Genomic DNA, 14,016 nt, shown 5'->3' on the forward strand with positions numbered 1-14,016 from the left:
ATGGTTCGCGCGGCGCCCCTCCGGGCGCGAAGGAAAGCCGCCGGCCGGGCCCGGCCGGCAAGGAGGAGAATGATGAGACCTGTCTTCAAGTTCGCCGCCGGCGCGCTCTGCGCGTGGGGGCTGACCGCCGCCCCGGCGCTCGGCGCCGACGTCACGCTCGGCATGCAGCTCGAGCCGCCGATGCTGGACCCGACCGCGGGCGCGGCGGCGGCGATCGACGAGGTGGTCTACGCCAACGTCTTCGAGGGGCTGGTGCGCTTCGGCCAGGACGGCTCGGTCAAGCCCGGCCTGGCGAAAAGCTGGGAGATCAGCGATTTCGGCCTCGTCTACACGTTTCATCTTCAGGAGGGCGTCACCTTCCATGACGGCACGACCTTCGACGCAGAGGACGTGAAATTCTCGCTGGACCGGATCGGCGCGGATGACAGCGCGAACGCGCAAAAGGCGCTCTACGCCGCGATTCTCGAAACCGTGGTGGTCGATCCCCTGACGGTCCGGGTGACGCTCAGCCAGCCGACCGGCGCCTTTCTCTTCAACCTCGCCTGGGGCGACGCGGTGATGGTCGCGCCCGAGAGCGCGGAGACGAACGCCACCAACCCGGTCGGCACCGGCCCGTTCAAATTCTCGCGCTGGGCCAAGGGCGACAGCGTCGAGATCGTGAAGAACGACGCCTATTGGGGCGCGCCGGCGAAGCTGGACAAGGCCGCCTTCAAGTTCATCTCCGACCCGAACGCCGCCTTCGCCGCGGTGATGGCCGGGGATATCGACGCCTTTCCCGGCTTCCCCGCGCCGGAGATCCTGAGCCAGTTCGAGCAGGACCCGCGCTTCATCGTCATCGTCGGCTCGACCGAGGGCGAGACCATCCTCGCGATGAACAACCGGACCGAGGCGCTCAAGGACGTGCGGGTGCGCGCCGCGATCGCCCACGCCATCGACCGGCAGGCGCTGATCGACGGGGCGATGTTCGGCTACGGGACGCCGATCGGCACGCATTTCGCGCCGCATAACCCGGCCTATGTCGATCTGACGCTGCAATCCGCCTATGACCCGGCCTTCTCCCGGCGGCTGCTGAAGGAGGCGGGCCACGCCGAGGGGCTGAAGCTGCGGCTGAAGCTGCCGCCGCCCTCCTATGCGCGGCGGAGCGGGGAGATCGTGGCGTCGCAGCTCCGCGAGGTCGGGATCGAGACCGAGATCGTCAATCTCGAATGGGCCGGCTGGCTCGAACAGGTGTTCAAGGGCGGGGATTACGACCTGAGCATCGTCAGCCACACCGAGCCGATGGATATCGGCGTCTACGCGCGGGACGACTACTATTTCGGCTATTCCTCCGAGGAGTTTAAAACCGTCTTCGCGCTGCTGGAGAAGACCATCGACGAGGACGAGCGCGCGGCGCTTCTGCAGGGTCTGCAGCGGATCATCGCGGACGATTACGTGAACGGCTACCTGTTCCAGCTGCCGCGGCTGAACGTGCAGAACGCGAAACTGAAAGGGCTCTGGAAGAACTCGCCGACCCAGGCGAACGACCTGACCGGAGCGTATTGGGAGTAGCGGGCCTCAGCCGGCGGGGAGGCCGAGATCCGGCAGGCGCGCGATCTCCGCGCGCCAGAGCTGGAAGACGTAGGTCGCGCCGAAGATCGCCTCGATCGCCGTCAGCGTCATGCCCGGCGCGAGGCGGAGGAGGTCGGCGACGCGCCGGCGGGCGGCGTCCTCGCGCCCGCGGCGCACTTCGCCGATCGCCGCGAAGAGGCAGGTCCACCACGGCGCCCCGGTCTCGCCCGCCGCGCGCTCGAGCGTGACGACGGCGGCGGTCGGGTCGCCGCCTTCCGCCCCGAGAAGGAGCCCGATCCCTTCGAGGCAGATGTGCTGAGCGAATAACGGCGAGTTCGGCGCGAGGCGCAGCGTATCGCGCGCGTCCGCCACCATCCGCTCGGCGATGGCGGCGGGATCGGCGGCCCAGCCGGGCGGCGCGAAAAGCAGCGCCATCGCCCGGCTCTGATAGGCGCCCCAGCCGTTGGGATTGAGCGCGCGGGCCCGCTCCGCGCTTTCGAGCGCGCGGTCGGTCTCCCCCAGCACGGCGTAATGGAGGGAGAGAAGACTGTGGGCGTTGGCGGTGCGCGGATCGAGCGCGATGGCGCGCCGCGCCGCCGCCGCCCCCTCCTCCAGCGCCTCGCGCGGCGGCCAGCGGCCGCTCAGCGCCTTGTAGATGCAGATGACCGATTTCTGCACATGGGCCTGAGCGTCGTCGGGGTCCACGGCGAGCGCCCGCTCGATGGTCGCCTCCGCCTCGGCGAGGTTTTCGTCGCCGGTCGCGAAAATCGCGAGATTCGCCCGATATCCGAGTTCGCGCGCGGTGAGGCTGTCGAGCGGCTTCGCGCGCACCAGTGTCCGCTCCTCGGCGTCGATCTCGGCGACGACGCGCGAGACGATGACGGCGCGAAGCTCGTCCTGAATGGCGAAGAGGTCGCCGGCGTCGCGGTCCCAGCGCTCGGAGATCAGCCGGCGGCCGTCGGCCGTGGAGGTCAGATGGGCGGTGACGCGAAGCCGCGCGCCGGCGCGCCGGACCGCGCCCTCGACGAGATAGCGCGCGCCGGACGCCTCCCCGACGACATGCAGCCAGCGAAAGCGGGCGAGCTCCGTCGCCACGTCCTCGGCGAGATCCTCGGCCAGCGCCGCGTGATCCGGGTCGGACGCCGCGCTCTGGAACGGCAGGACGGCGACCGAGGTCCGGTCGGAGAACGCCGGCGCGGCCGCCGCGGGCGCGGCGCCGTCCGGCGCGCGCGCCCAGACCCGGACCGGGTCGGCGATGTTCTTCAGCCTCCGGGCGCCGGCGTCCGCGAAGCCGGCCCGCAGCACGCCGTCGATGCTGGAGCGGACGGCGTCGGAGATGGCGATTCCGCCGGGCGCCGAGAGCGCTTCGAGCCGCGCGGCGATGTTGACGCCGTCGCCGAAGACGTCCTCCTCCTCATGCGTCACGTCGCCGAGATGGACGCCGATGCGAAGGCGGATGGTCTCATGCGCCGCCAGCCGGTCCTGCACCTCGAGCGCGCAGGTCACGGCGTCGGCGGCGCTGCCGAATTCGACCAGCCAGCCGTCGCCCATGCTCTTCACGATCCGGCCGCGCGCGCGGCCGACGGCCGGGCCGAAAATGTCGGAGCGAAACAGGCGAAGGGCGCTGAGCGTCGCGGTCTCGTCCGCGCCCATCAGCCGGGAATAACCGGCGATATCGGCGGCGAGGATGGCTGCCAGCCTTCGGTTCATCGCAAAGGCCTCCCATCCCGGCGCACTATGCGCGCAATATGCGAAATCGCTGCGCCCGATGCAATCGGGCGCGCTCAAGACGGGCGGGCGCCGCGCGCGAAAATCGCTTGCCCTCGGCGCGGGGGCGCCGTAGCCGGAACGGCCTACGAGCCGGGGGATTCCTCATGCTTCGCTACACGCTCCAGCGCCTTCTCTCGCTCGGCCTCAGCCTGATCGCCGCCAGCGTGGCGATCTTCGCGGTGGTCGAGGTCATTCCGGGCGATCCCGCCTCCTACATGCTCGGGATGAACGCGGCGCCGGACACGGTCGCGGCGCTCCGGGCCGATCTCGGCCTCGATCAGCCGCTCGGCGCGCGCTATCTCGGCTGGGTTCTCGGCATGGCGAGCGGCGATTTCGGGTTGAGCTACACCTATCGCTCCCCGGTGGCGGAGCTGGTCGCGGAGCGGCTCTGGGTCTCGCTGCCGCTCACGGTCTACGCGCTGGCGCTCTCGACGCTGATCGCGGTTCCGGCGGGGGTTCTGGCGGCCTCCCGGCGCGGGCGGGCGGCGGATTGGGGGGTGATGGGGGCGACGCAGCTTGGCGTCGCGGTGCCGAATTTCTGGTTCGCGATCCTTCTCGTCATCATCTTCGCGATCAATCTCCGCTGGGTTCCGGCGGGCGGCTTTCCGGGCTGGGAGACGGGCGCGCTGCCGGCGCTGACGGCGCTGACGCTGCCGGCGGTCGCGCTGGCGCTGCCGCAGGCGTCGATCCTCGCGCGGGTCATGCGCTCCGCGCTGCTCGACGTGATGAACGAGGATTTCATCCGCACGGCGCGGGCGAAGGGCCTCTCCCGCCGCCAGGCGCTCTGGCGCCATGCGTTCCGGAACGCGCTGATCCCGGTTCTCACCATCGTCGGGCTCCAGTTCTCGTTCCTGATCGCGGGCGCGATCATCATCGAGAACGTGTTCTTCCTTCCCGGGCTCGGGCGGCTGATCTTTCAGGCGATCACCCAGCGCGACCTGATCGTGGTCGAGAGCGTGGTGATGCTCCTCGTCTTCGCGGTGATCATGGTGACCTTCCTCGTCGATCTCGCCTATGCGTGGGTCGACCCGCGGCTGCGGAGGCGCTGAGCGATGTGGAACCGGGGCCTCATCATCGGCGGCGCGCTCAGCGCGCTCTTCATCGGCGCGGCGCTGCTCTCCCTGTTCTGGACGCCCTATGACGTGGAGACGCTGGCGATCGGGACCAAGCTCGCGCCCGCCTCCGCCAGCCATTGGCTCGGGACCGACCATCTCGGGCGGGACATGGTCTCGATGATCATGGTCGGCGCGCGGGTCTCGATCGCGGTGGCGCTGGTCGCGGTCGGGATCGGGGTCGGCCTCGGGGTTCCGCTCGGGCTGGCGGCGGCGGCGCGCCGCGGCGGGCTGCTGGACGAGACGATCATGCGGCTCAACGATCTCATCTTCGCCTTCCCGGCGCTGGTCATCGCGATCCTGATCACCGCGGTGTTCGGGCCCTCCGCGCTGAACGCGATCATCGCCATCGGCATCTTCAACATCCCGGTCTTCGCCCGGCTCTCGCGGGGGGCGGCGCTGTCGCTCTGGACCCGCGATTTCGTGCTGGCGGCGCGGGTGGCGGGGAAGAGCCGGGCGCGGATTTCGCTCGAACATATCGGGCCGAACATCGCCAATCTCCTGATCGTGCAGGGGACGATCCAGTTCAGCCTCGGGATTCTGGCGGAGGCGGGGCTCTCCTATCTCGGGCTCGGCGCGCAGCCGCCGACGCCGAGCTGGGGCCGGATGCTGGCTGAAAGCCAGACCCTGATCTACAGCGCCCCGATGGTCGCGGTCTATCCGGGCGTCGCCATCGTGCTGACGGTGCTCGGCCTCAACCTGATGGGGGACGGGCTGCGCGACCTTCTCGATCCGCGGCTGAGGCGGGTCCGATGAGCATCCTCGAGGTCGAGCGGCTGTCGCTCGCGATCCACGGGCTGCCGATCCTGCGCGACGTCGATCTTTCGGTCGGCGAGGGGGAGATCCTCGGCGTGATCGGCGAATCGGGTTCGGGGAAATCGCTGACCGCGCTCTCCGTGATGCGGCTGCCGCCGCAGGGCGCGGAGATCGCCGGCGCGATCCGGCTCGACGGGGAGGATCTGGCGGGCAAGAGCGAGCGCGAGATGTGCGCGGTCCGCGGCGCCCGGATCGGCATGGTGTTCCAGGAGCCGATGACGGCGCTGAACCCGGTCCGGACCATCGGCGATCAGGTCGCGGAGACGCTGCTGATCCACCGCGCCGCCGGCCGGCGGGAGGCGGCGCGGCGCGCGCGGGAGATGCTGGCGCGGGTCGGCCTGCCGGAGGCGCGGGTTCCGGCGGACCGCTATCCGCATGAGCTGTCCGGCGGGCAGCGCCAGCGCGTCGCCATCGCGATGGCGATCGCGCTCCGCCCGCGGCTGCTGATCGCGGACGAGCCGACCACCGCGCTCGACGTCACCACCCAGGCGGAGGTGATCCGGCTGCTTCGCGGGCTGGTGGACGAGTTCGGCATGGGGCTGATGCTGATCACGCATGATCTCGGGCTGGTCGCGGGCGCCGCCGAGCGGCTCGCCATCATGCGCCGGGGCGAGGTGGTGGAGGCGGGCGAGACCGGGGCGGTCTTCCGCGAGATGCGCCACCCCTACACGCGCGCGCTCTTCGCCGCCTCCGCGCATCGGCCGGCGCGCGGCGCGCCGGCGCGGGGCGGGGGCGCGCCGCCGGTTCTGGAGGTGCGCGACGTCGTGCGTGAATACGCCGCGCCGGGGGCCGGGCTCTTCGCGCGGGCGCGCGCCCAGCGGGCGGTGGACGGCGTCAGCTTCACGCTGGAGCGGGGCGAGACGCTGGGCCTCGTCGGCGAATCGGGCTGCGGCAAATCCACGCTCAGCCGGGCCATTCTCGGCCTCGACCCGATCCAGGGCGGCGAGATCCGGCTGTTGGGGCGGCCCGTCACGCCGGATCTTCCGCGCGCCGACCGGCGCCGGATGCAGGTGGTGTTCCAGGACCCATACGGCAGCTTCAATCCGCGCTGGCGGGTCTCGAAGCTGGTGGCGGAGCCGTTTCACCTGCTGGACGCGCCCCCTGTCGGCGCGGCGCGGCGCGCGCGGGTGGCGCGCGCGCTCGGCGAGGTCGGGCTCGCGCCGGAGGACGGCGACAGGTTCATCCACGAGTTTTCCGGCGGCCAGCGCCAGCGAATCGCCATCGCGCGGGCGCTGGCGATCGAGCCGGATCTGATCATCCTCGACGAGGCGGTCTCCGCGCTCGACGTGTCGATCCGGGCGCAGATCCTCGATCTTCTGGCCGGGCTTTCGGCGCGGCTGAATCTCTCCTATCTTTTCATCAGCCATGACCTCTCGGTCGTGCGCGCCATCGCCGACCGGGTGATGGTGATGCAGGCCGGGCGGATCGTCGAGCAGGGGGAGGCCGAGGCGGTTTTCGAGACCCCGTCGCACCCCTACACCAAGGCGCTGATCGCCGCCGCGCCCGATATCGACGCGGCGCTCAAAAGGAGACGACCATGAACGCTCACCCCGACCTCTGGTTCGGCGCCGACGCCGTGTTCATCGCCGGGCGCTGGCGCGCGCCCGAGAGCGGCGCGCGGCTGCCGCTCGAAAATCCGTCCGACGGGACCGAAGTGGGCGAGATCGCGCGGGGGGGCGCCGCCGATATCGACGCGGCGGTCGAAGCGGCGGAGGCGGCGCTGGCCGGCGAATGGGGCCGCGCCGCCGCGGTCGAGCGCGGCCGGGCGCTGATGAAGATGAGCCGGATCGTCGCCGAGCGCGCCGACGCGCTGGCGCGGATCGAGGCCGCGGATGTCGGCAAGCCGCTGAAGCAGGCCAAGGCGGACGCGCTGGCGCTGGCGCGCTATCTGGAGTTCTACGGCGGCGCCGCCGACAAGGTGACCGGCGAGACGATCCCCTATCTCGACGGCTACACCGTCTACACGCTCCGCGAGCCGCATGGCGTCACCGGGCATATCGTGCCCTGGAACTACCCGATGCAGATCATCGGCCGCTCGGTCGGCGCGGCGCTGGCGATGGGCAACGCCTGTGTGCTGAAGCCGGCCGAGGAGGCCTGCCTCACCGCGCTCGCCTTCGCCGCCATCGCGGAGGAGGCCGGGCTTCCCGCCGGCGCGATCAATGTCGTGCCCGGGCTGGGGGAGGAGGCGGGGGCCGCGCTCTCTGCCCATCCCGGCGTCCGGCATATCTCGTTCACCGGCTCGGTCTCGGTCGGGCGGATGGTGCAGGCGGCGGCGGCGCGGAACATCGTCCCGGTGACGCTGGAGCTTGGCGGAAAATCGCCGCAGATCGTCTTCGACGACGCGGATCTGGAGGCGGCGCTGCCCTTCCTCGTCAACGCGGGGATCCAGAACGCCGGGCAGACCTGCTCCGCCGCCTCGCGGATCCTGATCCAGCGCGGGGTCTACGAGAAGGTGCTGGCGCAGATGGCGGCGCGCTACCGGGCGCTGAAGGTCGGGCCGGCGATCGACGATCTCGATGTCGGGCCGCTGATCTCGGCGCGGCAGAAGGAGATCGTGGAGGGGTTCCTCGGCGCGGCCGGCGATCTCGAGGTCGCGGCGCAAGGCGAGATCGTGAAGGGCGCGCCGAAGGGCGGCCATTACGTCCGCCCGACGCTGCTTTCGGGCGCGCGCCCTGATCACAAGCTCGCGCAGGAGGAGATTTTCGGGCCGGTGCAGGTGGTGATCCCGTTCGAGACCGAGGCGGAGGCCGTCGCCATCGCCAACGGCGCCGAGTTCGGGCTGGTCGCCGGGGTCTGGACCCGCGACGGCGCGCGGCAGATGCGGCTGGCGAAGGCGCTGCGCGCGGGGCAGGTCTTCCTCAACAATTACGGCGCGGGGGGCGGGGTCGAGCTGCCGTTCGGCGGCGTCGGCAAATCCGGCCATGGGCGCGAGAAGGGATTCGAGGCCCTCTACGGCTTCTCGGCGCTGAAAACGGTGGCGGCGCGCCACGGATGACGCGCCGCCGATCGTGACTTGAGAGCGAAGCCGGGGGGCCGGCTTCGCTCGGGGCGCGCCTCAGAAACGGTAGCCGATGCTGGCGGAGAGAACGCCGTGATCGAGGCTCCGGTCGAAGGGGATGTCGTAGGCGACCTTCGCCGTGATGTTGTTGTCGAGCTTCACGCCGAATTCAGGGCCGGCGAAGAATTCGGAGCCGAACTGGCCGTCGGTGTAGATGTAGCCGACATTGCCGCCGATATAGGGGCCCAGCCCGTCGGGGCGGAGCATCAGGTCGAGACCGAGCGCGGAGCGCCCGCCGATGCCCTCGTCGCCATCGCCGAACTCATAGAAGACCGCCTGCTCGGCGGAGCCGACCACATGCGCGGTGAAGGCGTAGTCCGCCGACAGGTTCACGCCGGCGAAATAGCTGTCGTCGCCATCCTCCATGTTCACGGCGCCGTAGGGCGCGATCGAGAAGCTGAGGCCGGTGGCGGTCTCCATCTGCTTGAACTCCGCCTTCGGCGTGGGCGCCGGAGCCGGGGCGGGGGCGACCATGTTGACGGTGACGCGGCGGTTGTCCGGCTGTGCGACATTGTCGCCGGTCTGCACCGCGAGGTCGGTCTCGCCGGCGGCGCCGACGCTCATCGCCGAGGCTGGGACGCCGCGATCGGAGAGCGCGGCGCGCACCGTGTCCGCGCGGCGCTCGGAAAGCCGGCGGTTGTAATCGGCCGAGCCCACGGTGTCGGTGTGGCCTTCGATCATCACCGAAGCCGCGCCGGTGCGCTGATAGTCCTGCGCCGCCATGTCGAGCGTGCTTCGCGCCGCGCTGTCGAGGGCGGCGCTGTTGGTGGCGAACAGGACGTCATAGCTCTGCGTCTGCGCTTGAGCGGCGTAGGCCGACAGGCTGAGCAGCCCGGCGGCGAACAGGGTCGTATGGGATCTCATGTGTTTCGGTCCTTTGGGCTTGAGGCGGTGTCTGGAGATGAAGACAGGGTCGCGTCTGGGGCCGCGCGCTTCGTCTCTCGCCCTCTACATGTGTCGTCCGGTCCGGTTGTGTAGTAATCTTGGTTAACGTAAAACGCGAATTGGGCCGGACGTGGCGCCAATGAGACACCCGGGTTTCAGCGGGGCGGTCCGGGCGGGCCCCTCGGGGGGCGCTCACGCCGATATTTTTCGCGCCGCGCGCCGGAACTCCGCCCCGCCGCGTATAACCTCATATGCGCCTCCGCACGCCCGCCTCCGGCGGGCGATGGCGCACCTGCGACGAAAGACGGAGGAGGCGACGACATGAGACGGATTCTATTCGCCGGGGCGCTCGGGCTTCTTTGCGTGGGCGCGGCCCCGTCGCCGGATCGGCTGGCGGCGGTCGGGTTTTCCGTCAGCCGGGCGGCGGCGGAGGGAATTGAAAGCAACGGCGGCCGGCCGGACAATCAGGGCCGCCGCGCCGCGCCTCAGCGCCAGGACACCCGCAACGAGCGCCAGGAGCGCCGCGCCGAGCAGCAGCGCCGGGTCGCCCGCGCCGCGGCCGCCGAGCGGCGAGGCCGCCGCGCCGAGACCGCGCGCCAGAACACCCGGAACGAGCGCCAGGAGCGCGGCGCGGCGATCCAGCGTCAGAACACCCGGAACGAGCGGCAAGAACGCCGCGCCGCGCCCCAGCGTCAGAACACGCGCAACGAGCGCCAGGAGCGGGGCGCCGCGATCCAGCGTCAGAACACCCGGAACGAGCGGCAAGAACGCCGCGCCGCGCCCCAGCGTCAGAACACCCGCAACGAGCGCCAGGAGCGGGGCGCCGCGCCCCAACGTCAGGACACCCGCAACGAGCGCCAGGAGCGCCGAGCCGAGCAGCAGCGCCGGGCCGCCCGGACCACCACCACCCGGACCACCGCCGCCGGGCGGGCGGAGCGCCAGCGCGCCGAACGCCAGCGCGCCGACCGGGCGAAGATCGAGCGGCGGGCGGCCCGACAGCGCGTGGAGCGCCGGCGCGCGGCCGGGCGCCGCTACGGCGGCGCGGGCGGCGCCTATCATAACGGCCGCCCGCATGGCTGGCGGCCGGCGCGCTGGCGCGGGCGGGACTGGCGGCCGCATCACGCGTATCGCGCGCCCTATTGGCGCAGCCCGCATCCGCGCTGGGGCCGGTATTACTACTCCCCGTTCTGGGACTGGTATTTCGTCGCGCCCTTGGCGACCGCGACGCTGGTCTATGTCGCGACGCTTCCCGCGGACCGGCCCTGCGAGAGCTATTATTACGAGGGCGAGCGGCTCTACGCCTGCGACGGGGTTCTCTACCGCCCGACCGAATATCAGCGCGAGGTGGTCTACGAGATCGTCTCCGACGAGGAGGATCTCGCCGCCCCGCCGGCCCGGCCCCTGCCGGCCGCGCCGCGCGAGCTGCGCCTGACCTCGCCGATGATGACCGGGGCGCCGGTCCGCGCGCTGCAACAGGAGCTGGCCGGGCTCGGCTATCTCGGGAGCGCGGAGGTGGACGGCGTTTTCGGGCCGAGGACGGACCGCGCGCTCCGCGCCTTTCAGCGCGAATGGGGCGTGCCGGCGACCGGCGCGCTCGACGAGGAGACGGCGGCGCTGCTCGGGCTCTGAGCCTGCGCGCGGACTTGCGCCCGGAGGGGCCGGCGCGCATCATCCCCGCGCATCGGAACAGGAAAGGGTCAGGGCACATGAGACTTGAAGGCAAGACCGCCATCGTCACCGGCGGGGCGCAGGGGTTCGGCGGCGGCATCGTCGACAAGTTCATCGCCGAGGGCGCGCGCGTCCTTGTGGCGGACATCCAGGGCGAGAAAGCCGCCGCCAAGGCGAAGGAGGCCGGGAGCGCGGCGCTCCATTGCGCGGTCGACGTCGCGAAGGGCGCCAGCGTCGAAGCGATGATGAAGACGGCGCTGGACGCCTTCGGCCATGTCGACATCGTCGTGAACAACGCCGGAATCACCCACAAGCCGCAGCCGTTGGAGGAGGTGGCCGAGGACGTGTTCGACCGGGTGCTCGCGGTCAACGCCAAGTCGATCTATCTCGCGGCGCGCCATATCGTCCCGCACATGAAGGGCCGAAAGACCGGGACGATCCTCAACGTCGCCTCCACCGCCGGGCTGAGCCCGCGGCCGAACCTGAACTGGTACAACGCCTCCAAGGGCTGGGTGATCACCGCGACCAAGACCATGGCGGTGGAGCTCGCGCCCTTCGGCGTGCGGGTCAACGCGCTCTGCCCGGTCGCGGGGGAGACGCCGCTGCTGAAATCCTTCCTCGGCGAGGACACGCCGGAGATGCGGGCGAAATTCCTCGCCACCATCCCGCTCGGGCGGTTCTCGCAGCCCTCCGATCTCGGCAATTGCGCCGCGTTCCTCTGCTCGGACGAGGCCTCGATGGTGACAGGGGTCGCCATGGAGGTCGACGGCGGCCGCTGCATCTGAGTCGGGCCCGTGACCGCCGCCTATCGCCCCGGCCCGCGCAACCTGATCACCGACGTCGCCGGCCTGAAGGTCGGCGGCGCCGAGGACGCGCGTGTGAAAACGGGAGTCACCGTCCTCACCGCCGACCGGCCGTTCACCGCCGGCGTGGCGGTGATGGGCGGCGCGCCCGGCACGCGGGAGACCGAGCTTCTCGCGCCTGACAAGCTGGTGCAGGAGGTCGACGCGCTGGTGCTCTCGGGCGGCTCCGCCTTCGGGCTCGACGCGGCGGGCGGGGTGATGGCGGCGCTGGCGGCGCTGGGCCGCGGCCACCGCATCGGCGCCGCGGCGGTGCCGATCACGCCGGCGGCGATCCTCTTCGATCTTCTGAACGGCGGCGACAAGGACTGGGGCGCGCACCCGCCCTACGCCGATCTCGGGCGCCGGGCGCTGGCCGCCGCGGGAGCGGATTTCAGGCTGGGAACGGCCGGCGCCGGCGCCGGCGCGACCGTGGCCGGGCTGAAGGGCGGGCTCGGCTCGGCTTCGCTCATGACCGGTTCGGGCGCCATGGTCGGCGCGCTGGCGGCGGTCAACGCGCTCGGCGCGGCGACGGTTCCGGGCGGGCGCAATTTCTGGGCCGCGCCGTTCGAGATCGGGGCGGAGTTCGGCGGGCTCGGCCCGGCGCCGGAGCCGCCGGCGGCGGCGCTCACCTTCCGCTCCAAGCTCGACATGCGGGCGGCGGAGGCGGGGAGCAACACCACCATCGCCATCGTCGCCACCGACGCCGCGCTCACCCAGGCGCAGGCGACGCGCGTGGCCTGGGCGGCGCATGACGGCATGGCGCGCGCGCTGGTTCCGGCGCACACGCTGATGGACGGCGATCTCGTCTTCGCCGCCGCGACCGGCGCGCGGCCGCTGGCGGACGGGCTCGGCGCGCTTGTCGAGATCGGCCACGCCGCCGCGCTCTGCCTCGCCCGCGCCATCGCCCGCGCGGTCTATGAGGCGACGCCGGAGCCCGGAGACCTCCTCCCCTGCTGGCGCGACCTTTGAGCCGCCGCCCGATCGCCGCGCCCCCCATTCGGGGCGCCGCGCGCTTGAAACCGCGTTTGGCGCGCGATAGGAATTGACATGTCAGCGCGGTTGGCCATGCGGCGCTGGCGGCGATATATCGTTTTCCCGCAAGGGCCTTCTCGAAGAGGGGAATTCGCGAAGACCGACAGAAGAGAGTCGGCGGCATGGGCCGGCCGCATCCGTTTCAACACGGCTTACAGGGGAAGCCGTCTGATCCCCAACGAAAACAAAAGAGGAGGAACATCATGAACCACAAGATCTCGAGAAGCGGCGCGCTCGTCGCGGCGGCGCTGGCCGCCGGGCTCGGAGGGGCCGCCTCGGCCCAGTCCCTGACCGTCACCGGCTTCGGCGGCGCGATGCAGGATGCGCTCCGCGGCGCCTATTTCACGCCCTACGCCGAACAGTCGGGCGTGACCCTCACCGAGGACAGCTATCTCGGCGGAATCTCCAAGATCAAGGCCATGGTGGACACCAACAGCGTCGTCTGGGACGTGGTCCAGATGGATGAGGACGAGATGTTGCTCGCCTGCGAGCAGGGGCTCCTGGACTCGGTCGATGTCGGCACGCTGGAGATCAAGGGCGAGCTGATGGGGCAGGCCACCCGCCACGGCGATTGCGGCGTCGGCTTCTTCGTCTGGTCGCTGCTGCTCGGCTATGACGCCGACAAGCTTGAAAAGGCGCCGACCAGCTGGGCCGACATGTGGGACCTGGAGACCTGGCCGGGCGATCGCGGGCTGCGCAAGCGCGCGCGCACCACGCTCGAGATCGCGCTGATGGCGGACGGCGTCGCGCCGGACGAGGTCTATGACGTGCTCGGGACCGATGAGGGCGTGGACCGCGCCTTCGCCAAGCTGGACGAGATCAAGGATCACATCATCTGGTGGGAGAGCGGCGCGCAGGCGCCGGAATGGCTGGCGTCGGGCGATCTGGTGATGGCGGCCGCCTATAACGGCCGGCTCGACTCGGCCAACCAGTCGGGGCGGAATTTCGGCATGGTCTGGACCAACCAGATCTACGCGATGGATTTCTGGACCGTGGTGCGCGGCGGCGATCTCGAGGAAGGCATGAAGTTCATCAACTTCACGCTGGACCCGCAGAACCAGAAGAACTTCACCGACGAGATCCCCTACGGCGTCGTGAACACCGGCGCCAACGAGCTGATCGCGCCGGAGCGCGCGTCCCAGCTGCCGACCGGCGAAGCCAACCTGAAGAGCGGCTTGCCGATCGACGTGGAGTTCTGGGTCGACAATGAAGCGGAGCTGCAGACCCGCTTCACCCAGTGGCTCGCCAACTAGGCGTCTGACGACGGGCGGGGCGCGGGCGGGTT

At 71.0% G+C, this 14,016-nt stretch carries 11 protein-coding genes; 9 read left to right on the forward strand and 2 right to left on the reverse strand.

The window, feature by feature from the left end; genetic code table 11:
* Positions 1–69: 69 nt before the first annotated feature.
* Positions 70–1,548 carry an ABC transporter substrate-binding protein gene (locus tag WG921_RS03180; RefSeq protein WP_340107751.1) on the forward strand — a complete coding sequence of 493 codons (1,479 nt, stop codon included), beginning with the start codon at positions 70–72 and terminating at the stop codon, positions 1,546–1,548.
* 6 nt (positions 1,549–1,554) lie between these two features.
* On the opposite strand, the gene WG921_RS03185 is transcribed toward WG921_RS03180, so the two are convergent.
* Complete coding sequence (locus tag WG921_RS03185; protein WP_340107752.1) at positions 1,555–3,258, reverse strand: adenylate/guanylate cyclase domain-containing protein; 1,704 nt, start codon at positions 3,256–3,258, stop codon at positions 1,555–1,557.
* A 164-nt stretch (positions 3,259–3,422) separates the two neighbouring features.
* Between WG921_RS03185 and WG921_RS03190 the strand changes: the two genes are divergently transcribed.
* Genes WG921_RS03190 through WG921_RS03205 form a run of 4 tightly spaced genes read left to right on the forward strand, consistent with a single transcriptional unit; the run spans position 3,423 to position 8,241 of the window.
* On the forward strand, positions 3,423–4,367 hold the full coding sequence (locus tag WG921_RS03190; RefSeq protein ID WP_340107753.1) for an ABC transporter permease: 945 nt from the start codon (positions 3,423–3,425) through the stop codon (positions 4,365–4,367).
* Between the two features lie 3 nt (positions 4,368–4,370).
* Entirely contained in the window at positions 4,371–5,186 is an 816-nt protein-coding gene (locus tag WG921_RS03195; protein ID WP_340107754.1) for an ABC transporter permease, read from the forward strand.
* Entirely contained in the window at positions 5,183–6,787 is a 1,605-nt protein-coding gene (locus WG921_RS03200; protein WP_340107755.1) for an ABC transporter ATP-binding protein, read from the forward strand. The genes WG921_RS03195 and WG921_RS03200 overlap by 4 nt, the downstream gene beginning before the upstream one ends.
* The gene (locus tag WG921_RS03205; protein ID WP_340107756.1) at positions 6,784–8,241 is read left to right on the forward strand and encodes an aldehyde dehydrogenase family protein; all 1,458 of its coding nucleotides are present in this window, start codon (positions 6,784–6,786) and stop codon (positions 8,239–8,241) included. Before WG921_RS03200 ends, WG921_RS03205 begins: the two co-directional genes overlap by 4 nt.
* 60 nt (positions 8,242–8,301) lie before the next feature.
* Here the strand turns inward: WG921_RS03205 and WG921_RS03210 are convergent, their stop codons facing one another.
* Complete coding sequence (locus tag WG921_RS03210) at positions 8,302–9,168, reverse strand: OmpA family protein (RefSeq protein ID WP_340107757.1); 867 nt, start codon at positions 9,166–9,168, stop codon at positions 8,302–8,304.
* Between the two features lie 342 nt (positions 9,169–9,510).
* Here WG921_RS03210 and WG921_RS03215 point away from each other — a divergent pair, with 342 nt between their 5' ends.
* The 4 genes from WG921_RS03215 to WG921_RS03230 all read left to right on the forward strand — a co-directional run bounded on the left by WG921_RS03215 (position 9,511) and on the right by WG921_RS03230 (position 13,984).
* On the forward strand, positions 9,511–10,818 hold the full coding sequence (locus WG921_RS03215; protein ID WP_340107758.1) for a peptidoglycan-binding protein: 1,308 nt from the start codon (positions 9,511–9,513) through the stop codon (positions 10,816–10,818).
* A 77-nt stretch (positions 10,819–10,895) separates the two neighbouring features.
* Positions 10,896–11,642, forward strand: a complete 747-nt coding sequence (locus WG921_RS03220) for a glucose 1-dehydrogenase (protein WP_340107759.1) — start codon at positions 10,896–10,898, stop codon at positions 11,640–11,642.
* Between the two features lie 9 nt (positions 11,643–11,651).
* Positions 11,652–12,668: a P1 family peptidase gene (locus WG921_RS03225; protein WP_340107760.1), complete on the forward strand. Its 1,017-nt coding sequence runs from the start codon at positions 11,652–11,654 to the stop codon at positions 12,666–12,668.
* 266 nt (positions 12,669–12,934) lie between these two features.
* A complete protein-coding gene (locus WG921_RS03230; RefSeq protein WP_340107761.1) occupies positions 12,935–13,984 on the forward strand; it encodes an ABC transporter substrate-binding protein in 1,050 nt (349 codons plus the stop codon).
* Positions 13,985–14,016: the final 32 nt, after the last annotated feature.

Source organism: Paludibacillus litoralis (assembly GCF_037646705.1).
Lineage (GTDB): Bacteria > Pseudomonadota > Alphaproteobacteria > Rhodobacterales > Rhodobacteraceae > Pikeienuella > Pikeienuella litoralis.